At 72.6% G+C, this 20,479-nt stretch carries 17 protein-coding genes; 15 read left to right on the top strand and 2 right to left on the bottom strand.

Going from position 1 to position 20,479, the window contains the following annotated elements; all coding sequences use genetic code 11:
• The first annotated feature begins 38 nt into the window (after nucleotides 1–38).
• The 3 genes from ABD733_RS04265 (at nucleotide 39) to ABD733_RS04255 (ending at nucleotide 3,091) form a co-directional block, all read left to right on the top strand.
• The gene (locus ABD733_RS04265; RefSeq protein ID WP_344793781.1) at nucleotides 39–818 is read left to right on the top strand and encodes a lysophospholipid acyltransferase family protein; all 780 of its coding nucleotides are present in this window, start codon (nucleotides 39–41) and stop codon (nucleotides 816–818) included.
• A gap of 112 nt (nucleotides 819–930) precedes the next feature.
• Nucleotides 931–1,950: an NAD(P)H-dependent glycerol-3-phosphate dehydrogenase gene (locus ABD733_RS04260; protein ID WP_344796003.1), complete on the top strand. Its 1,020-nt coding sequence runs from the start codon at nucleotides 931–933 to the stop codon at nucleotides 1,948–1,950.
• 31 nt (nucleotides 1,951–1,981) lie between these two features.
• A complete protein-coding gene (locus ABD733_RS04255; protein WP_344793780.1) occupies nucleotides 1,982–3,091 on the top strand; it encodes a D-alanine--D-alanine ligase family protein in 1,110 nt (369 codons plus the stop codon).
• Nucleotides 3,092–3,124: 33 nt separating this feature from the next.
• On the opposite strand, the gene ABD733_RS04250 is transcribed toward ABD733_RS04255, so the two are convergent.
• Nucleotides 3,125–3,634 (bottom strand): DUF3515 family protein, encoded by a 510-nt coding sequence (locus tag ABD733_RS04250; RefSeq protein WP_344793779.1) that lies wholly within the window; start codon nucleotides 3,632–3,634, stop codon nucleotides 3,125–3,127.
• Nucleotides 3,635–3,658: 24 nt separating this feature from the next.
• Here ABD733_RS04250 and thiL point away from each other — a divergent pair, with 24 nt between their 5' ends.
• Complete coding sequence (thiL, locus tag ABD733_RS04245) at nucleotides 3,659–4,693, top strand: thiamine-phosphate kinase (RefSeq protein ID WP_344793778.1); 1,035 nt, start codon at nucleotides 3,659–3,661, stop codon at nucleotides 4,691–4,693.
• 32 nt (nucleotides 4,694–4,725) lie between these two features.
• On the opposite strand, the gene ABD733_RS04240 is transcribed toward thiL, so the two are convergent.
• On the bottom strand, nucleotides 4,726–5,310 hold the full coding sequence (locus ABD733_RS04240; protein ID WP_344793777.1) for an RsmD family RNA methyltransferase: 585 nt from the start codon (nucleotides 5,308–5,310) through the stop codon (nucleotides 4,726–4,728).
• An 89-nt stretch (nucleotides 5,311–5,399) separates the two neighbouring features.
• Between ABD733_RS04240 and ABD733_RS04235 the strand changes: the two genes are divergently transcribed.
• The 11 genes from ABD733_RS04235 (at nucleotide 5,400) to smc (ending at nucleotide 20,387) form a co-directional block, all read left to right on the top strand.
• Nucleotides 5,400–7,610: an ATP-dependent DNA helicase RecG gene (locus ABD733_RS04235; protein ID WP_425552890.1), complete on the top strand. Its 2,211-nt coding sequence runs from the start codon at nucleotides 5,400–5,402 to the stop codon at nucleotides 7,608–7,610.
• Between the two features lie 96 nt (nucleotides 7,611–7,706).
• Nucleotides 7,707–8,273, top strand: a complete 567-nt coding sequence (gene coaD / locus ABD733_RS04230) for a pantetheine-phosphate adenylyltransferase (protein ID WP_344793775.1) — start codon at nucleotides 7,707–7,709, stop codon at nucleotides 8,271–8,273.
• Nucleotides 8,270–9,271, top strand: a complete 1,002-nt coding sequence (locus ABD733_RS04225) for an AAA family ATPase (protein WP_425552857.1) — start codon at nucleotides 8,270–8,272, stop codon at nucleotides 9,269–9,271. The genes coaD and ABD733_RS04225 overlap by 4 nt, the downstream gene beginning before the upstream one ends.
• 2 nt (nucleotides 9,272–9,273) lie before the next feature.
• Nucleotides 9,274–10,542 carry a DUF58 domain-containing protein gene (locus ABD733_RS04220; RefSeq protein WP_344793774.1) on the top strand — a complete coding sequence of 423 codons (1,269 nt, stop codon included), beginning with the start codon at nucleotides 9,274–9,276 and terminating at the stop codon, nucleotides 10,540–10,542.
• The gene (locus ABD733_RS04215; RefSeq protein ID WP_344793773.1) at nucleotides 10,535–12,820 is read left to right on the top strand and encodes a transglutaminase TgpA family protein; all 2,286 of its coding nucleotides are present in this window, start codon (nucleotides 10,535–10,537) and stop codon (nucleotides 12,818–12,820) included. Before ABD733_RS04220 ends, ABD733_RS04215 begins: the two co-directional genes overlap by 8 nt.
• Before the next feature lie 47 nt (nucleotides 12,821–12,867).
• A complete protein-coding gene (locus ABD733_RS04210; RefSeq protein ID WP_344793772.1) occupies nucleotides 12,868–13,389 on the top strand; it encodes a YceD family protein in 522 nt (173 codons plus the stop codon).
• A gap of 58 nt (nucleotides 13,390–13,447) precedes the next feature.
• Nucleotides 13,448–13,651, top strand: coding sequence for a 50S ribosomal protein L32 (rpmF, locus tag ABD733_RS04205; protein ID WP_119868889.1), 204 nt, complete (start codon nucleotides 13,448–13,450; stop codon nucleotides 13,649–13,651).
• 104 nt (nucleotides 13,652–13,755) lie between these two features.
• Nucleotides 13,756–14,544 carry a ribonuclease III gene (gene rnc / locus ABD733_RS04200; protein ID WP_344793771.1) on the top strand — a complete coding sequence of 263 codons (789 nt, stop codon included), beginning with the start codon at nucleotides 13,756–13,758 and terminating at the stop codon, nucleotides 14,542–14,544.
• On the top strand, nucleotides 14,545–15,561 hold the full coding sequence (locus ABD733_RS04195) for an Fpg/Nei family DNA glycosylase (protein WP_344793770.1): 1,017 nt from the start codon (nucleotides 14,545–14,547) through the stop codon (nucleotides 15,559–15,561).
• A 177-nt stretch (nucleotides 15,562–15,738) separates the two neighbouring features.
• Nucleotides 15,739–16,716, top strand: coding sequence for a type IV toxin-antitoxin system AbiEi family antitoxin domain-containing protein (locus tag ABD733_RS04190; protein ID WP_344793769.1), 978 nt, complete (start codon nucleotides 15,739–15,741; stop codon nucleotides 16,714–16,716).
• A 152-nt stretch (nucleotides 16,717–16,868) separates the two neighbouring features.
• The gene (smc, locus tag ABD733_RS04185; RefSeq protein WP_344795999.1) at nucleotides 16,869–20,387 is read left to right on the top strand and encodes a chromosome segregation protein SMC; all 3,519 of its coding nucleotides are present in this window, start codon (nucleotides 16,869–16,871) and stop codon (nucleotides 20,385–20,387) included.
• Nucleotides 20,388–20,479: the final 92 nt, after the last annotated feature.

Here is a 20,479-nt window from a genome sequence, read left to right as displayed (position 1 = left end):
CGAGGCGATCCTGCGCACGTCGACGACGACCACGCACCGTGACTGACCCCGACGCTCCGCTCCCGCCGTCGAAGAACCGGCCCCGGGAGCCCAACGCCGTGTTCGGCTTCTTCGGTCGGCTCGTCTTCCCGCTCCTGGTGCTCCAGGCCCGCTACGACGTCCGCGGCGGCGAGAAGCTGCCGAAGACGGGCGGCTTCGTCCTGTCGCCGAACCACTTCAGCAACTACGACCCGCTGATCGTCGGCTTCACCGTCTGGCGGCTCGGCCGCGTGCCGCGCTTCCTGGCGAAGTCGTCGCTCTGGAAGGTGCCGTTCCTCGGCTGGGTCATGCGCTCGACCGGGCAGGTGCCGGTCGACCGGACCGGCCGCACCCGGGGCTCCGACCCCGTCGCGGCCGGCCGCCGGGCCGTCGAGCGCGGCGAGGGCGTGATCGTCTACCCCGAGGGCAGCCTGACGCGCGAGCCCGACCTCTGGCCGATGCGCGGCAAGAGCGGTGCCGTGCGGCTCGCGATCGAGGCCGGCGTGCCGCTCATCCCGATGGCGCACTGGGGTGCCGACCGCATCATGGGCCGCTACTCGAAGGGCATCCGCTTCTTCCCGCGCACGCACCTCACCCTCGTCATCGGCGACCCCGTCGACCTCTCGGCCTACCGCGGCCGCCACCTCGACAACCACACCCTCAACGAGGCCACCGAGCTCGTCATGGCCTCCATCACCGAGCTCCTCGTCGGCATCCGCGGAGGCACGCCCCCCGCCGTCCGGTACGACCCCGCGCAGCACAACCAGACCGAGATCGGCCGTTTTGAGCAAGAGAAGTAGTCGCGAACCCGCTCCCACCGGCGACGGCACCGCCAAGGCCGCGAGAGCCTCCGGCATCGCCGGGCTCCTCGAGCGCCTCGGCCGCGGGTCGGTCACCACCGAGGCGATCACCATCGTCCAGGCGGCCTCGCTCGAGCGCCGCGTCGCGGTCCTCGGCGCCGGCAGCTGGGGCACCACGTTCGCCAAGGTGCTGGCCGAGGGCGGGGCCGACGTCTCCCTCTGGGCGCGGCGCCCCGAGATCGCCCGCGAGGTCACCGAGACCCACCGCAACAGCGACTACCTGCCCGGCATCAACCTGCCGATCTCGCTCACCTCGTCGTCGCGCATCGAGCAGGTGCTCGACGGTGCCGAGCAGATCTACGTGTCGGTCCCGAGCCAGACGCTCCGGCAGAACCTGGCCGACCTGCGTCCGATCCTGCCCGCCGGCGTCCCGGTGGTCTCTCTCATGAAGGGCGTCGAGAAGGGCACCGGCCTCCGGATGAGCGAGGTCATCGTCCAGGAGCTCGGCATCGACCCGGCGCTCGTCGCGGTGGCCTCCGGGCCGAACCTCGCCCTCGAGATCGCGAAGCGCCAGCCCACCGCGGCCGTGGTGTCGTCCGAGAGCCTCGAGACCGCGACGCTCGTCGCGGCCACGGCCACGAACCCGTACTTCCGCTCCTTCGTCAACACCGACGTCATCGGCACCGAGTTCGGCGGGGTCCTGAAGAACCTCATCGCGGTCGCCATCGGCATCGTCGACGGCGTCGGCTACGGCGAGAACACGAAGGCCTCGATCCTCACCCGCGGCCTCGCCGAGATGACGAGCTTCGCGGTGTCGTTCGGCGCGAAGCCCGAGACGCTCGCGGGCCTCGCCGGGCTCGGCGACCTCATCGCCACCTGCCAGTCGCCGCTGTCGCGCAACAACACGGCCGGCCGCCTCCTCGGGCAGGGCTACCGCTTCGACGACGTTGTCCGGCAGATGAACCAGACCGCCGAGGGGCTGGCGTCGGTGGCGCCGATCCTCGAGCTGGCGAAGTCGCGCGGGGTCGACATGCCCATCGTGCAGCAGGTCGCCGAGGTGCTCGCCGGTACGCTGGATCCGCGCGACATCGCGCCGCACCTCACCGAGACCGACGAGCCGCAGGGCGAGTAGTTCTCGACGCTCCTGTCGAAAGGCGCCCCTCGTGACCGATTCCCCCGCACCCGCACGCCTCCGCGTCGTCCTCCTCTTCGGAGGCCGCTCGAGCGAGCACTCCATCAGCTGCGCCACCGCCGGCGGCGTCCTCGCGGCCCTCGATCGCGACAAGTACGACGTCGTCCCGGTCGGCATCACCCGGGAGGGCGCGTTCACCCTCCAGCCCGACGACGCGGCGCACTTCGCCCTCGACCCCGAGAAGCTCCCCGAGGTCACCGACAACGGCAGCCGGGTGCGCTGGCCCGAGTCGGCAGCGACCCGCGAGATGACCGTCGTCGACCAGGCGGGCACCGTGTCGTCTCTCGGCGAGATCGACGTGGTCTTCCCGATCCTGCACGGGCCGGGCGGGGAAGACGGCACGGTCCAGGGCCTGCTCGAGCTGGTCGGCCTGCCCTACGTCGGGGCCGGGATCCTGGCCTCGGCGGTCGGCATGGACAAGCACTTCTCGAAGACCGTCCTCCAGCACGCGGGCATCGCCGTCGCTCCCTGGGTGACCGTCACCGCTCGCGAGTGGGCCGACCGCCGCGCCGTCGTCGAGGAGCACGCCGAGGAGCTCGGCTGGCCGGTCTTCGTCAAGCCCGCCCGGGCAGGATCGAGCGTCGGCGTGTCGAAGGCGTCGTCGCTGTCCGACCTGAAGGCGGCCATGCAGGTCGCCCTGGCGGAGGACTCGAAGGTGCTGATCGAGGCGGCCGTCACGGGCCGCGAGCTCGAGGCGGCCGTGCTCGGCGGCCGCGACGGCGGTGCGCCCCGCGTCTCGGTGGCCGGCGAGATCGTGCTCGGCGCCGACAAGTTCTACGACTTCGAGTCGAAGTACCTCGGGGCGCCCGGGGCCGACCTCGTCTGCCCGGCCGACCTGACCGATGCCGAGCTCGCCGAGTTCCAAGACCTGGCTGCCCGCGCCTTCGAGGCGATCGGCGGTGCCGGGCTCGCACGCGTCGACGTCTTCCTGACCGCTGACGGCTTCGTCGTGAACGAGCTGAACACGATGCCCGGCTTCACGCCGATCTCGATGTTCCCCGCGTGCTGGCTCGCCTCCGGGCTCAGCTACCCGGCGCTCCTCGACGAGCTGATCGCGCTCGGCGTCGAGACCGTTCGCTGACTCCGGCCGTCCCGACCTCCGCGGAGGCGCCCGTCAGGGGGCCGGCGTGGCGGTGGGCGTCGGCGACCCGGGGATGTCGGAGGGGCCCTGACACGTGCGGTTCTGAGGCAGCGTGCCGACGGCCGACGACAGGTCGAAGAGCACGTTGGTGGCTGCGGGCACGGCCTTCGTGTCGACGACCACCTGCACGCCCGGGTTCCGGCCGTAGGTCGTGTAGACGGCCTCGTCGCCCCGGTAGTCGATCAGCCAGTCGACGCCCTCGACGGGGTAGCAGTTCTGATCGGACACCCTCGGCGTCGTGACTCCGCAGGTGAGCACGATCGAGGCGGGGGAGCCCCACGCGCCGGTGCCCTGCGCGTTCGTGTCGTGTCGTGACAGCGACTCGAGCGTCGAGGGGAGCCGCACCACGACGTCCGCGCAGCCCACGGTGTCGGCCCGGGGCGCAGGATCGAGCGCCACCGTCGACGTGCAGGCCGCGAGGGGCAGTGCGACGGCGACGAGCGCGAGTGCGATCGCGGTGCGGCGGAGAGGCGGGCGGGACATCGCCATCACGCTACCGTGAGAGGCATGACCGAGCCTGACACCGCCCGGACCCGGCGCGACACCGCCCGGAGCCGGCGCGACACCGTCGAGAGCCTGGGCGAGCTGGCGACTCTGGCGCGCATCCTGCCCCGTCTGCCGGACGGCGCATCGACCCTCGTCGGCCCCGGCGACGACGCCGCCGTGGTGGCCGCGCCCGACGGCCGCTTCGTGGTCACGACCGACCTCATGGTGCACGGGCCCGACTTCCGGCTCGCCTGGTCGACGCCGCACGACCTCGGCTGGAAGGCCGCCGCCTCCAACCTGTCGGATGTCGCGGCCATGGGCGCTGAGCCCACCGCCCTCGTCGTGGCTCTCGCCGTGCCGGGCGACACCGAGGTCGGCTTCCTCGAGGCGTTCGCCGACGGACTCCGGGAGGGCTGCGAGGCGATGGCGCCCGGGTGCGGGGTCGTCGGGGGAGACATGTCCGTCTCGCCGACCGCGACGATCGCGATCACCGCGTTCGGCGACCTGGGCGGCAGGGCCCCGGTCCGGCGCGACGGCGCCAGGGCGGGAGACGTCGTGGCCGTGTCCGGCGCCCTCGGGAGGTCGGGCCGCGGCCTCGACCTCCTCTTCGCCCTCGGCGTCGACCATGCCGGCGCACCCGACGCCGCCCTCGCGGCCGAGCTCCGGGCCCGCGACTCCGATGTCGGCTGGCACCTGGCGCCGACGCCCCCGATCGCCGACGGCGTCCTGGCCGCCCTCGGCGGCGCCACGAGCATGCTCGACCTCTCGGACGGCCTCGCCCTCGACGCCGGCCGGGTGGCCCGCGCCTCCGGCGTCGTCGTCGACCTACACGCGGGAGCGCTCGGCCCCGATCCACGAGCCGCCCTCGCCGGCGGCGAGGACCACTCGCTCCTCGCGACGTTCCCGGCCGGCGCGACGCTGCCCGGCGGCTTCCGCGCGATCGGCGTCGTCGCGGCCGCGGACGGCGGGCCGGCCCGGGTCACGCTCGACGGGCGCGAGCTCGTGGACGCGACCGGCTGGGACCCGTACGCGCGCTGGAGCGGCGCCGCCGGCTAGAACAGCCGGAGCGGGGTTCGGCGCCCCGGCGGCTACTCCGCTGGGGCAGAAGCGGCCCGCGCCCACCAGAGCACGGTGTCGCCGTAGGCCTTCCGCGTCTCGAGCGCGAGGCCCGCGGGCCACGCGGGCTCTCCGCTCCGGGCGCGCCTCTCGACGACGACGAGCGCGTCGGCGTCGAGCCCGGGCTCCAGCGCCTCGAGGTCGAGCCGCAGCTCGTCTTCGGGGAGCTCGTACGGCGGGTCGATGAACACGACGTCGAGGGAGCGCGTGGCGAGGTGGGAGACGTACGAGCGGACGCTGCCGGCCACGACGTCGATCCTGGGCCCGCTGCCTCGCGGAGCCCGAGCCGTCACCAGCGCGGCGTTGCTCCGGCAGACGCGGGCGGCCTGCGCGCCGAGCTCGACGAGGGTCACTGCCGAGGCGCCCCGGGAGGCGGCCTCGAGGCCGAGCGCCCCGGTGCCGGCGTACAGGTCGGCCACCCGCAGCCCGGCGATCTCGTCGCGCGCCTCGAGCGCCGAGAACAGCGCCTCGCGGACACGGTCGCTCGTTGGGCGGGTGCCCGACTTCGGGACGCCGAGCGCGGTGGAGCCGGCGAATCCGGCGATGATGCGAGTCACCCCACCATCCTGACAGCCGGAGGGCCCCGCAGGATCACGCGGCCACTGTCGGTCGCGCCCGGTACCGTTGCCTGGTGGTCACCTCCGCCCTGTCGCCCCTCGACACCACGCTGACGAACGCCCTCGGCGGGCGCACCGCGCAGGCGCTGAGGCGGGCCTTCGGCCACGAGACGGTCGGCGACCTGCTGACCCACTACCCGAGGCGCTACGCGCGTCGGGGCGAGCTGACGGCGCTGTCCGAGCTGGCGATCGGCGAGAGCGTGACGATCGTGGCCGAGATCCTCGATGTGCGCGAGCGGACGATGCGGGCGAGGCGGGGCTCGATCCTGGAGGTCCGGATCAGCGACGGCCAGGGCATCCTGACGCTCACCTTCTTCAACCAGGCCTGGCGGGCGAAAGACCTCGCACCGGGCGTGCGGGGCATCTTCGCCGGCAAGGTCGGCGACTACCGCGGCAACCGGCAGCTCGCGCACCCCGACTACGAGCTGTTCGAGGCCGGCGACGAGCGCGCGGCCGAGGCCGGCGACGTGACCGCGCAGAAGTGGGCGAAGCAGCCGATCCCGATCTACCCGGCCAGCGCGTCGGTCGCGTCGTGGCAGGTGGCGAAGTCGATCGAGGTCGCCCTCGACACCCTGCCGCCGCTTCCCGACTCGGTGCCCGAGAGCGTCCGGCGCGAGCTTCAGCTGATGCCGCTCCGCGAGGCCTTCGAGAAGATCCACCGGCCCGAGACCGACCGCGACCACCTCCAGGCCCGCGACACCCTGAAGTTCGACGAGGCCTTCGTGCTCCAGGCCGCGCTGCTCCAGCAGCGCGCGGCCCTGCGGCACGCCGCGGCCACCTCGAGGCGGAGCAGCCGGGGCGGCCTCCTCGAGACGTTCGACGCCGATCTGCCGTTCTCGCTGACCGGCGACCAGGCGCTCGTCGGCGACGAGATCGCGCGCGACCTCGCGGCCGACATCCCGATGAACCGGCTCGTGCAGGGCGAGGTCGGCTCCGGCAAGACGCTCGTGGCCCTTCGGGCCATGCTCGCGGTGGCCGAGAGCGGCGGGCAGTCGGCCCTCCTCGCGCCGACCGAGGTCCTGGCGGCCCAGCACCTCCGCTCGATCGTCCGCACTCTCGGCCCCGATCTCGCAGCCCGCCTCCGTCCCGTCCTCCTGACCGGGCAGATGCCGCTCGCCGAGCGTCGCCGCGCGACCCTCGCCATCGTGAGCGGGCAGGCGCACATCGTCGTGGGCACGCACGCGCTCATCAGCGACAACGTCGAGTTCTACGACCTCGGCCTGATCGTGGTCGACGAGCAGCACCGCTTCGGGGTGGAGCAGCGGGAGGCCCTCCGCCGGAAGGGCGCCGTGCCGCCGCACGTGCTCGTCCTGACCGCGACCCCGATCCCGCGCACCGTCGCCATGACCGTCTTCGGCGACCTCGACATCTCGACCATCGCCGAGCTGCCGAAGGGGCGCCAGCCGATCGAGTCGTTCGTCGTGCCGCTCGTCGACCGCCCGGGCTGGATCTCCCGGGTGTGGGAGCGGAGCGCCGAGGAGATCGCCCGCGGACGCCAGGTCTTCGTGGTGTGCCCGGCGATCGACGCCGCCACGGTCGAGACCGCCGATCCGCCCGACGACGTGGCCGAGGGCGCTGCCGGTGACGACGGGGAGGGGTCCGGGGAGCGCGCCGCAGCGGCACACCCGATCGCGAGCGTGGAAGACGTCCTCGCCTCCCTCCGCGCGGCCCCGGCCCTCGGCGGCCGCCGCATCGAGCCGCTGCACGGGCGGATGCCCTCCGCCGAGAAGGACGCCGTGATGCAGGAGTTCGCCCGCGGCGAGATCGACGTCCTGGTCGCCACCACGGTCATCGAGGTGGGCGTCGACGTGCCCAACGCGTCGACGATGGTGGTCCTCGACGCCGAGCGGTTCGGCGTGTCGCAGCTGCACCAGCTCCGAGGGCGGGTCGGCCGAGGCGGGCACCCGGGGCTCTGCCTCCTGGTGACCTCGTCGGAGGAGGGTTCGCTCGCCCGGCAGCGGGTCGACGCGGTGGCCTCCACGACCGACGGCTTCGAGCTGGCCCAGATCGACCTCGACCTCCGGCGTGAGGGCGACGTGCTCGGCAGCGTGCAGTCGGGCGGGCGCTCGTCGCTCCGGCTGCTGCGGGTCGCGCACGACGGGGACGTCATCGCGCTCGCGCGGGAGCACGCGGCCGAGGTGCTCGAGGCCGATCCTGCGCTCGAATCGCACCCCGCGCTCGCGGCAGCCCTCGACCGGCGGCTCGACGAGGCGAGCCGGACCTTCCTGGCCAAGAACTGATCCCGGGCGACGCCCGCGAGACCACGGGCGACGGCTGTCGGCCTCTGCGCCCCGTTCGTTCAGCAGCCGGTCACCGTTCCGAAGTAGGGTGTGAAAATGAGCACGATCGCCGTCGTCCCCGGGTCGTTCGACCCGGTGACTCTCGGGCATCTCGACGTCATCGTCCGGGCCGCCGGCCTGTTCGACGAGCTCCACGTGCTCGTCGTCCACAACCCCGGCAAGACGGCCCTCATCCCCGTCGAGCAGCGGGTCGAGTTCATCGAGCACGCCGTCGCCGATGCCGAGGTCGACCAGGCGAAGCCGCTCGACAACGTCGTGGTGACGAGCTGGAGCGAGGGGCTCCTCGTCGACTACTGCACGCGGGTCGGAGCGAGCGTCCTGGTCAAGGGCATCCGCTCGCAGGTCGACGTGGCGTACGAGACGCCGATGGCCATCATGAACCGCAGCCTCGCGGGCGTCGAGACGGTGTTCCTCCTGCCCGACCCCGCCCACGCACTCGTCTCGAGCTCGCTGGTCCGCCAGGTGGCCGGGCTCGGCGGCGACGTCGACCCGTACGTGCCGCGCGAGGTCGCCGACTATCTGCGCCAGAGGCGTCAGAGCCCCCACGACCGCACCTCCGACCAAGCGCCGCACGCGTCCGCAGCGAACACCGAGTCACGATGACGACGACGACAGAGACCACCAGCACCGGCCTGGCACCCATGGAGCTGGCCGAGGTCCAGCAGCACGCCCGGCGCGTGCTCGAGGCGGTCGCCACCGTGATCGACGGCAAGCCCGGAGCGATCTCGACCGCGCTGACCGTCCTCCTGGCCGAGGGCCACCTCCTGATCGAAGACGTCCCGGGCGTCGGCAAGACGCAGCTCGCGAGGGCCCTCGCGAAGGCGTTCGGCGCCTCCGTCAGCCGCATCCAGTTCACGCCCGACCTCCTGCCGAGCGACATCACCGGCGTCTCGATCTTCGACCGCCAGTCGAACGAGTTCGAGTTCAAGCCCGGGCCCGTCTTCGCCAACATCGTGATCGGCGACGAGATCAACCGCGCGTCGCCGAAGACGCAGTCGGCCCTCCTCGAGAGCCTCGAGGAGCGCCAGGTCACCGTCGACGGCTTCTCGCACCCGCTGCCCGACCCGTTCCTCGTCGTCGCGACCCAGAACCCGGTCGAGATGGAGGGCACCTACTCGCTGCCCGAGGCCCAGCGCGACCGCTTCATGGCGCGCATCTCCCTCGGCTACCCCGACGCCGAGAGCGAGCTCAGGATGCTCCGCCAGCGCGAGACCCAGAGCCCTCTCGACCGCCTCGAACCGCTGGTGTCCGTCTCGGAGCTCCGCCGCATGATCGCGGCCGTCCGCGGCATCTACGTCGCGTCGGTCGTCGAGCGCTACGCCGTCGACATCGTCCAGGCCACGCGGGTCCACCCCGACCTGCGTCTCGGAGCGAGCCCCCGGGCCACCCTCCAGCTGATGCGGGCTGCGAAGTCGTGGGCGGCGCTCAACGGCCGCCGCTTCGTCATCCCCGACGACGTCGACGCCCTGAGCGGGCCGGTCCTCGGCCACCGTCTGATCCTGGCCGGCCGGAGCGGCGCCGGCGCCGTCTCGGCCGCCTACGACATCGTCGAGTCGGTGGTCGCTGCCACCCCCGTGCCGCTCGACGAGTCCGTCCGCTGACCGTGCCTCCCGCTCTCACCCGGGCGCTGCAGCGGTGGCCGCGCCCGACCCGCCGCGGCGTGGCCGCCGCCGCCGCGGGGGTGATCGTCGCCGTGACCGGCTACCTCCTCACCTCCCTGCCGCTCGTCTTCGCCGGCGTGGCCCTCGTCGTGCTCGTCGCGGCCTCCGTCGTCGCCGTCGGCATCCGGGTCCCCGCCCTGACCATCGCCCGGCGCTTCTCGCCCGACCGAGCGGTCGCCGGCTGGTCGGTCGTCGAGTCGCTCGTGATCAGCGCCCCCGCGTCGTCGAGCCCCGTCGCCGTCCGGGTCCGCGAGACCGTGGCCTGGCGCGTCATGGCCGACGACGAGGCCGTCGTCGCCACCATCCCGCCCGGAGGCGGCGCGCGCGTCGTCTTCGACCACGACGACCTGCCGCGCGGGAGACACCGGATCGGCCCCGCGCGCGTCGACGTCGTCGAGTCGTTCGGCCTCGCGCGTCGGAGCGTCCAGATCGAGGGGCGCAGCGAGCTCGTCGTCTTCCCCGAGGTCGTCGCGGTCGGCCACGGCCGGGAGTCCCGCTCCCTCGGCGACGGTGCCCGTCAGCGCCGCGACCACAGCCTCGCCGGCGGCCAGGACGACCCGATCACCCGCGAGTACCGGCAGGGCGACGCCATGCGCCGCGTCCACTGGCGTGCGACGGCCCGCCAGGGCGAGCTGATGGTGCGGCAGGAGGAGCAGCACGGTCTCCCCAGCGCGCGGGTGGTGCTGCCCGTGACCCGCGCGAACTGGCGCGACGCGCATCCTGCGCTCGGTTCCGGCCTGCCGGTCAGCGACGGCTTCGAGTGGGCGGTCTCGATGGCGGCCTCGATCGCGATCGAGTACGGCCTCGCCGGATCGCAGACGCGCGTCACGAGCCTCGAGGGCGACACGATCGCCCTCCACGACCCGTCGACGACGCCGCTGTTCCTCGAGCTCCTCTCCGACATCGCCCTCGACGACGTGGTCGACGAGCGGAGCCCCGAGCCCACGCCGCGCGAACCGGTGATCGCCCTCGTGTCGAGTCTCGCGCCCGCGGAGCTCGACGAGCTCGGGCGCTCCCGGGGCCCGGGTGTCGGGGGAGTGGCGATCGTCGTGCACCTCGACACCGACCCGCTCACCCCCGACGACGTCGCCCGAGACTCGCCCCGCGAGGTCGCCGCAGCCCTCCGCCAGTCGGGCTGGCGCGTCATCGAGAGCGACTCCTCGGCCGACCGCGCCAGGGTGCTCCTCATGGACGGGGTGCTCGGTGGTTGACCTCCGGCCGCCGGCCGACGTGCGTCCGCCGTCCACCCGCGAGTCCTCCACGCTCGAGGACGACGACGGCCGCTTCTCCGCCGGCAACGCCCGCTGGCTCCAGACCGGGCTCCTCTGGCTCACGCTCGTCGCGGCGATCGGCAGCCTCCACCCGCTGTTCCAGGGCGGAGGCTGGTGGTTCGCCGCAGCCGTCGTCGCCGGCCTCGTGCTGGCCGCCGCCGCGGCGGCGCGGGCGGCGCACTGGCCCTCGGTCGCTGCGTCGGCTGCGGGGCTGGTCGTCGGCGCGCTCGGCACGACCGCGTTCGTCTCGGGCGGCACCGCTCTCCTCGGGGTGATCCCCACCGCCGACACGATCGACCGGGTCCGGCTCCTCACCGATCAGGCCCGCGACGCGATCGTGAGCCAGCAGGCACCGGTGCCGGTGGGCGACGCCATGCTCGGGGTCATCGTGGTGTCGGTCGCGGCGGCCGCACTCCTCGTCGACCTCCTCTCGCGGGTGAGCAGGATGCCGGGGCTCACCGGTGTCGTCTTCGCCGTCGTCCTCGTGGTGCCGTCGTTCGTCCCCGACGTCGATCCCAGCTGGGTCTGGGTGGTGCTCACGGTCCTCGGCTACGTCGCCGTCCTCGTCGTGTCGACGGGTCGGAGGCCGTCGCGGGGGAGCATCGTGACCGGCGTCGTCGCCGTCGCGGTGGCCGGCATCGTGACGAGCCTCCTGCCGGTCTCGATCGCGTCGCCGCTGGCGAACCTCGGCACCGGAACCGGCATCTCGACCGGCGTCAACCCGGTCATCAACCTCGGCAACGACCTCCGCCGAGGCACGCCCGTCACCGTCCTGAACTACACGACCTCGTCCTCGGAGGGGCAGTACCTGAAGCTCGTCGACCTGGTCGACTTCTCCGGCACGCGCTGGAGCCCGGCCTCGGTGCGGCTCGACGCGAAGAACACCGTCGACGCGCTGCCGGCGGCCCCGGGCATCGCGAAGTCCACCCGGCGAGACACGGTCACCACCGACGTCAGCGTCAACCTCCTGAGGAGCCCGTACCTGCCGATCCCGGTGCCGCCGACGGCCATCACGGGCATCGACTCCAAGTGGAAGTACGTCGACTCGTCGGGAGTGACCGTCCGCAGCACGTCCGAGGGCTCGCAGGGCCTCGACTACCGCGTCACCTCGAAGCCCGTCGATCCGACCCGCCAGCAGATCATCCGGTCGCTCGCCCAGACGCCCGCGTCGCTCGACGCCTACCAGAGCGTCTCCGGCGTCCCCGCCTCGATCACGCGTCTCGCGAAGAAGGTCACGGCGGGCGCCGCGAACCCGTTCGACGCGGCCGTCGACCTCCAGGAGTACTTCCGGAACGGCGACTTCTCGTACTCCGAGGAGACCCCGGTGCAGGAGGGCTACGACGGCTCCGGGCTCGACATGGTCGAGACGTTCCTCCAGCGGAAGAGCGGGTACTGCGTCCACTTCGCCTCGGCCATGGCGGTCATGGCGCGCACCCTGGGCATCCCGTCGAGGATCGCGGTCGGGTTCCTCCCGGGGACCCAGGAGGGCTCGACCAACAGCTGGACCGTCACGAGCAACGACCTCCACACCTGGCCCGAGCTGTACTTCCAGGGGCTCGGCTGGGTCCCCTTCGAGCCGACGGTCGGGCAGGGCACGACGTCGAGCTACCTCCAGCAGACCGGCACGGAGGCCTCGCCGTCCGCCGCCCCCACGACGTCGCCCTCGGCGACCGACCAGCCCCAGGCCACCCGCGCGGCACCGACGCCGACCGCGGCGACGCCCACCTCGGTGGCCTCGTCTGCCGCCGCGTCGGCCGGCACCTCGTCGGGCGGGGTCTCCGGGCTGCCGGTGGCGCTCGTCGGAGCGGGCCTCCTCGTGATCCTGGCGCTCCTGCCGGCGGGGCTCCGGGCCTCGAGACGGAGGAGGAGGCTGGGGCAGGATCCCCCCGACACGGCTCTCTGGGCCTGGCGCGAGGTCGTCGACACCGCGCGCGACCTCGGCATCCCGGTCGACACGGGTGCGACGCCGCAGCTGACGGCAGGCCTCCTCGCGCGGCACGTCGACGCGGCCGGCGCGAGTGCTCTCAGCGAACTCCTGGCGGCGACCGAGCGCGAGCGGTTCGGCGGCCTGCCCGCAGAAGACGCCGTGCAGACGAGCGCCCGCGAGGTGATCCGGGGCCTCCGGGCCGAGAGCCGACCCGCGCGCAGGATCACGGCCGCACTCGCCCCCCGGAGCCTCTTCGCCGACGGTCGCCCACGACGCCCCGCGGAGGCGTAAACTCGTCGCTCGTGCCTCACTTCGAAAAGACCCCCTACACGGTCCCCGTGTTCGATCTGATGCACCGTCCCGGCGAGATGCGCGAGAGCGTGCTCGAGGTCGCTGCCCCCGCCAAGCTCGGGGAGGGCCTCGTCGCCGTCCAGGAGGGTGCACCGATCGGCATCGACCTCCGCATCGAGAGCCTGCATGACGGGCTGCTCGTCTCCGCGCACGTCTCGGCCGAGGCCGCGGGCGAGTGCAGCCGCTGCCTCAAACCCATCACCGAGAGTGTCGAAGTCGATTTCGCCGAGGTTTTCGCGTACTCTATCGACGAAGCTTTCGACTACCAGGTTCAAGACGATCACGTGGATCTTGAACCGGTTGTCAGAGATGCAGTGGTTCTCTCGCTGCCCTTCCAACCGGTCTGCCGGCCAGATTGCCCTGGTCTCGACCCCGAAACGGGCGAGCGCATCGAAGATCTGGACGACTACCAGCCCCGTGAAGTGATCGACCCGCGCTGGTCGGCGCTGAGCCAGCTTGTGTCCGACAACGACCGGGTCGGCGAGACGGACACCAAGCCCACCGATTGAGCCAGGCCATCCGGCCTGCGCAGCTCCACAATCCAGACAACACAGAAATGAGATAGTCATGGCCGTTCCCAAGAGGAAGCAGTCGCGCTCCAACACGCACGCTCGCCGTTCGCAGTGGAAGGCCACGCCCGTCACGCTCGTCAAGAGCATCGAGGGTGGCAAGACCGTCTACAGCCTTCCCCACCGCGCCAAGGTCGTCGAGGACTCCGCCGGCACCGCCCTGTACATGGAGTACAAGGGCCGCAAGGTCGCCGACGTCTAGTGCCGCTGCAAGCGCGACTCGCAAGCGAGTCACGCGGCTGAAGGGGGGCGCTTCGCGTCCCGTTCGGTATCAGTAGCATTCGTGCGCAGTAAGGTCTATGCATCATGAGTCAGCCCGCGTCAGAACCCGTTTCTGACCGGGCTGATCTCGTCTCCTACCTCGATGTCGACGTCACGCCCGAGCTCCTCGAGCTCGCGCTGACGCACCGCTCGTTCGCCTACGAGCACGGCGGCATCGGCAACAACGAGCGCCTCGAGTTCCTCGGCGACTCGATCCTGGGGCAGGCCGTGACGGTCATGCTCTTCCGCGAGAACCCCGACCTCGACGAGGGCGACCTGGCCAAGCGCCGGGCGAGCCTCGTCAGCACGGTCGCCCTCGCCGAGATCGCCCGGCACATCGGCCTCGGCCGCTACATCCGCCTCGGTCGCGGCGAAGAGCTGACCGGCGGGCGAGACAAGCACTCCATCCTCGCCGACACCGTCGAGGCCATCATCGGCGCGACGTTCCTCGATGCGGGTCAGGCGGCCGCCACCGGCCTCGTCATGCGCCTCATCGAGCCCCTCCTCAACGACCCCGACCGGTTCGGCGCCGCGATGGACCCGAAGACGAGCCTCCAGGAGCTCTCGAGCGCCCAGGGCCGAGGCATGCCGACCTACGTCGTCAGCGACTCCGGGCCCGACCACGACAAGCGGTTCCACGCCATCGTCCGGCTCGGCCGCGACGACATCGCCACCGGCATCGGCAGCAGCAAGAAGATGGCCGAGATGGCAGCGGCCCTCGAGGCGTGGACCAGGCTGACGGCCGAGGCTGCGGCTCCGCCCGCCGCCGCTCCTGACGCTCCTGCCGCTCCTGATGCTTCCGGCGCCGACGCTCCCGCCGCCGAGCAGCGCTAGGTGCCCGAGCTCCCCGAGGTCGAGGTCGTCCGCGCGGGTCTGCATCCTGCGGTCACCGGCGCCGTCGTCTCTCACGTGGCGATCCTCGAGCCGCGGTCGCTCCGTCGACACGACGGCCCCGCGGAGGACTTCGTCGACCGCCTCACCGGAGCGACCCTGCTTTCGGCCGTCCGGCGCGGCAAGTTCCTCTGGTTCCCGTTCGTGCCCGAGCGCGTCGCGCCGGGCGACCGGTCGCTCGCGCTCGTCGCCCACCTCGGGATGAGCGGGCAGGTCCTGCTCCGCGACCGCGAGCAGCCCGACGACCGGCTGCTCCGCATCCGACTCGACCTGGTCCACCCCGACCACGGCGACGTGCGGCTGGCCTTCGTCGACCAGCGCATCTTCGGGTCGATGGCGCTCGACGTCACCGAGCCGACCGCCGACGGGGCCGAGGCCGGGTTCTCGGGAGCGGGGCTCCTCGGCCACTCGGAGCCTGGTGATCCTGCGCTCGTCGATCCTGCGCGCGTCGATGCCGGGCCCGGCGGCCCCGGGGGTCGCCCGCCCGCCTGGGCTCTGTCGATCCCGCACCAGGTCGCCCACATCGCGCGCGACCCGCTCGATCCCGCCTTCGACGAGGCGCTCTTCTTCTCCAGGCTCGCGGCACGCCGCTCCGGCATCAAGCGGGCTCTGCTCGACCAGGAGCTGATCTCCGGCATCGGCAACATCTACGCCGACGAGTCGCTCTGGGCCTCGAAGCTCCACTTCGACCAGCCGTCGTCGTCGCTCAGCCGTCGGAAGGCCGCGCTCCTGCTCGTCGAGATCCGGGCCGTGCTCCTGAAGGCGCTCGGCGAGGGCGGCACGAGCTTCGACCAGCAGTACGTCAACGTGAACGGGCAGTCGGGCTACTTCTCGCACAGCCTCAACGCGTACGGGCAGCAGGGCAGGCCGTGCCCGCGCTGCGGCACCCTCATCGAGCGCGTGAGCTTCATGAACCGCGGGAGTCACTTCTGCCCGAGGTGTCAGCGGTTGCGCGGGTAGCTCAGCCCTTCCCTCCCGCTCCGGCGGGTCACGCCGGCGCCCCCACCTGTCCGCGGCGCGGTGCCGCTGCCGTCCTGCGGCGCCACCTCGCTGTCCACAGGCTGCGCTGCTGCCGATCTCTCCACAGGAGGCGCCGCTCACCGCCCGACGGAGCCGGCGGGCCCCCACACTGACCGGATGAACGCCGCCTCCGCCTCGACTCCCTCCCTCTCCTCCCCGGCACCCGCACCCCTCCGCACCCGCGACGTCGTGCGGCTCGGCGCCGGCGACCGCGCCCTCCGTCGTCGAGCCGAGCGGGGCAGCCTCGTCCGCCTCGTCCCTGGCACCTACACCGATCGAGACCACTGGGAGGCTCTGTCGGAGCGGGAGCAGTACGTCGCCCGCTGCCACGCGCAGCTCCTCGACCTGCCTCCCGGCGTCGTCGCCTCGCACTGGTCCGCCGCGGCCGTCTGGGGCTTCCCGGTCCGGGAGCGGTGGCCTGACCGGCTGGAGGTCGTCGACGCGGCGAGATCCCGCACCAACTCGTCCGCGACGCTCCTCCGCCGGGCGGGGCCGCTTCCGGCCGCCGACACGACCAGCTGGGAGGGGCGCAGGATCACGAGACCCGCGCGCACCGCCGTCGACCTCGCCCTCGCCGACGGCTTCGAGACGGGCGTCCTCCTGATCGACCACGGGCTCCACGCGGGACTCTTCACGACAGACACGCTCGTCGCGCTGGTCAGAGAGCGAGAGGGGGCGAAGCGCTTCCGCGCCGCGGAGGCGGCCGTCGAGTTCGCCTCGCCCGACGGGGAGTCGCCCGGAGAGTCGTTCAGCCGCATGTCGATCGCCGTGGGCGGTCTCGCGGCACCGGCCCTCCAGGAGGAGTTCTCCGACGATGCCGGTCTGATCGGCAGGGTGGACTTCTGGTGGTCGGCATCCGGCGTCGTGGGGGAGTTCGACGGCGACTGGAAGTACTCCGACGAGCGGTTCCTCCGCGGCCGGGCGGCGGTCGACGTCATCCGCGAGGAGAAGCGCCGGCAGGCGCGCCTCGAGCTGCACCCGCGCGTGAGGCGAGTCGTGCGGTGGGACTACGCGACGTCCAGGCGGCCCGACGTCCTGGCGGCCCGCCTCCTCGCCGCGGGCGTTCGTCGCTCAGGCGTCGCGGGTCGGCCGTGACGCCGCGCCGCGGCGGGGTGCGGCTGCCGTCCTACGGCGCCGATGCGGCGCGAGGGACCCGCAGCGCGGCGCGCGGCCGACGCGCGACACGCCGGTATCCTGGGCGTGACGCGGCGCAGGGCCGCGGCGCGACCGCGAGGGAGGCCGAGGCCGTGTACCTCAAGAGCCTCACCCTCAAGGGCTTCAAGTCGTTCGCGCAGCCGACCACCTTCGCCTTCGAGACCGGTGTCACCTGCGTCGTCGGGCCCAACGGCTCCGGGAAGAGCAACGTCGTCGACGCGCTCGCCTGGGTGATGGGAGAGCAGGGCGTCAAGACGCTCCGCGGCGGCAAGATGGAGGACGTCATCTTCGCCGGGACCTCGACTCGTGGCCCGCTCGGCCGGGCGCAGGTGATCCTGACCATCGACAACTCCGACGGCGCGCTGCCGATCGACTACACCGAGGTCACGATCAGCCGCACCCTCTTCCGGAACGGCGGCAGCGAGTACGCGATCAACGGCGACAACTGCCGGCTGCTCGACGTGCAGGAGCTCCTCAGCGACTCGGGCCTCGGCCGCGAGATGCACGTCATCGTCGGGCAGGGGCAGCTCGACGCCGTGCTCCGCGCCACCCCGGAGGAGCGACGCGGGTTCATCGAGGAGGCCGCCGGCATCCTCAAGCACCGGCGGCGCAAAGAGAAGACGCTCCGCAAGCTCGATGCGATGCAGACCAATCTGACCCGCCTGAGCGACCTCGCCGGCGAGATCCGGCGGCAGCTGAAGCCGCTGGGGCGGCAGGCCGAGATCGCTCGCGAGGCCCAGGGCATCGCCGCCGTCGTCCGCGACGCGAGAGCGCGGCTGCTGGCCGACGAGGTCGTCGGCCTCCGGACGGTCCTGACCGACCAGTCGCGGAGCGAGAACGAGCGCAAGAGCGAGCGGATCGTGCTGCAGGAGCAGTTCGACCAGAACAAGCTGCGGGAGCAGCGGCTCGAGCAGGCGATGGTCGGCGACGCCGTCGACGACGCCCGCCGGGTGACCTTCGGGCTCGAGTCCGTCCAGGAGCGGCTCCGGAGCCTGTCGAGCCTCGCGAACCAGAAGCTCACGCTCCTGGCCCAGCAGGCCGACTCGCCCGGCGTGACGACCAGCGTCACCGCGGGCATGGTCGCCGACGCTCGGGACGAGGCCGAGCGGCTGCAGGAGGGCGTCGCCGACGCCGAGCTCGCGGTCGCGCAGGCCGCCGCCGAGGTCGCCACCACGCGGGCCTCCCTCGACTCCCTCGACGAGGAGATCTCCGCTCAGAGCGCGCTCGTGAGCGAGCACGACCTCGAGATGGCGCGGCTGGCGAGCGCCGTGGAGGTCGCCCGCTCGAAGCTCGCGGCCGTCAGGGGCGAGCAGCTGAGGCAGACGAACGCCCTCGAGGCGGCCGTCGCCCGACGCGAGACGAGCCGGGCCGAGTTCGCCAGCCTCGAGCGCGAGGCTCCCGACGCCGAGGTCGACGGGCAGATCGATCATGCCGGGGCACAGCAAGGTGCCGAGGAGCGCGTCGTGACGGCCCAGAGCTCGGTCGACACCCTCCGCGACCGCCTGCACGCGCTGGAGCGCGAGCGCGACTCCCTGGCCGCTCGCGCCGGTGCGCTCTCCCTCGCCCTCGACCAGAACGACGCGTCGAGCGCTCTGGTCGCGGCGGGTCTCGACGGCGTCCGCGGCCTGGTGGCCGAGCACGTGCAGGTCGAGCCCGGCTACGAGGTCGCTGTCGCGGCGGCCCTCGGATCGCTGGCCGACGCGGTCCTGGCCGACGGTGTCGACGCCGCCTTCGACGCCGTCGCGCACGTCACGTCCGAAGAGCTGGGCCGCGTCGAGGTGGTCGCGGCGTCGCCGCGGAACCCCGTCGGCCCAACGCCGGCGGAGCTGCCCGCCGGAGCGGTCGCGGCGAGGAGCGTGGTCACGGCACCCGACGGGATCCTGGGATTCCTCGCCGACACCGTCATCACCGACGACCTCGCCCTCGCCCGCAGAGTCGTCGAGAGCTCGTCGGGCGGACTGACCGCGATCACGCGCTCCGGCGAGGTCGTGACCGACTTCTCGGTGCGCGGCGGCTCGACGGGCGGCAGGTCGCGGCTCGAGCTCATCGCCGACCGCGACTCGGCGGCCGAGTCCCTCACCGGCGTCAGCGTCCAGATCGAGCGTGTCTCGGCGGAGCTCGACACGGCCCGCCAGAACCTGTCCGAGGCGCGGACCACGGCGAAGGAGGCCGCCACCGCCGCCCGAGAGCATGAGGCGCGCCTCGCCGCCCACGGGCAGCGCGCCGGACGCCTCCGCGCCCAGCTCGAAGCCGCCGAGGCCGAGGCCGAGCGCCTCGGAGCCTCCCTCGCGGCCTCCGCCGAGACCGTCCACCAGGCCGAGCGCGTCGTGGCGCAGGCCGTCGCCGCGCACGAGGAGTACGGGTCGAGACCGAGGCCCATTCTCGACGTCTCCGCGCGCGACGGCGTCCTGGCCGAGGTCGAGAACGCCCGCGGAGTCGAGATCGAGAAGCGCATCCAGCTCGAGACGATTCGCGAGCGGGTCCGAGCGGAGGTCGGAAGGGCCCTAGACCTGCAGCGCCGCCTCGAGGAGCAGCGGGCAGCCGCCGAGGAGCACGCTCGGCAGACGGTCCTCCGGCAGCGGCAGATGGCGGCGACCTCGCGGGTCCTCGAGGCGCTGCCCGCGGTCCTCGACGCCGTCGACAGATCCGTCGCCGAGGCACGGGCGGTCCTCGCGCAGCGCGAGGGCGAGCGGTCGCAGCAGAACGAGGAGCTCGCCGCCCTCCGCCGCGAGGAGCGGCAGCTCCGCGAGCGGCTCCACGCTGTCACCGAGAGCGTCCACGGTCTCGAGATGGAGATCTACGAGAAGAAGCTGCACCTGTCGAGCCTCCTGGAACGCGCAGGATCGGAGCTCGGCCTGGTCGAGAGCGTCCTGGTCGACGAGTACGGGCCTGAGGTCCCGATCCCGGGCGCGACCGAAGACGACGACCCGAGGCCGTTCGACCGCGAGGAGCAGAAGAAGCGCCTGGCGGGGGCCGAGCGGACGCTCGCGCAGCTCGGACGGGTGAATCCCCTGGCCCTCGAGGAGTTCTCCGCCCTCGAGCAGCGCCACAAGTTCCTGACCGACCAGCTGACCGACCTGACCTCCACCCGCAAAGACCTCCTCACGATCATCGAGGAGATCGACGAGAAGATGCAGACCATCTTCAAGGGAGCCTTCGACGACACGCGCGACGCCTTCAACCAGGTGTTCCCCGTCCTGTTCCCCGGCGGCTCGGGCAGCATCCACCTCACCGACCCGGAGAACCTCCTCGAGACGGGGATCGAGGTGACCGTGAAGCCGGCCGGCAAGAAGATCGAGCGGCTCTCGCTGCTCTCGGGAGGCGAGAGGTCGCTGGCCGCCGTGGCGCTGCTGATCGCGATCTTCAAGGCGCGGCCCTCGCCCTTCTACATCATGGACGAGGTCGAGGCTGCCCTCGACGACGCCAACCTCGGGCGGCTCCTGACGATCTTCCAAGACCTGCGCGAGTCCTCGCAGCTCATCGTCATCACCCACCAGAAGCGCACGATGGAGATCGCCGACGCCCTCTACGGTGTCTCGATGCGGCAGGACGGCGTGTCGGCCGTGGTCGGGCAGCGCGTCGTGACGAAGGCGGAGCAGCCGACCGCCTGATCCTGCGCATGACTGGCCTGCTCGAGTGTGCTCGTCCCGGCCCGCAGCCCCGAAGGGGGACGGGCGGCTGACAGGGGCCGAAGGTAGCCTGG

Source organism: Frondihabitans peucedani (assembly GCF_039537585.1).
Classification (GTDB): Bacteria; Actinomycetota; Actinomycetes; order Actinomycetales; family Microbacteriaceae; genus Frondihabitans; species Frondihabitans peucedani.
The sequence above is the reverse complement of the archived record's forward strand: the minus strand, read 5'-3'. Positions and strand labels throughout refer to the sequence as shown.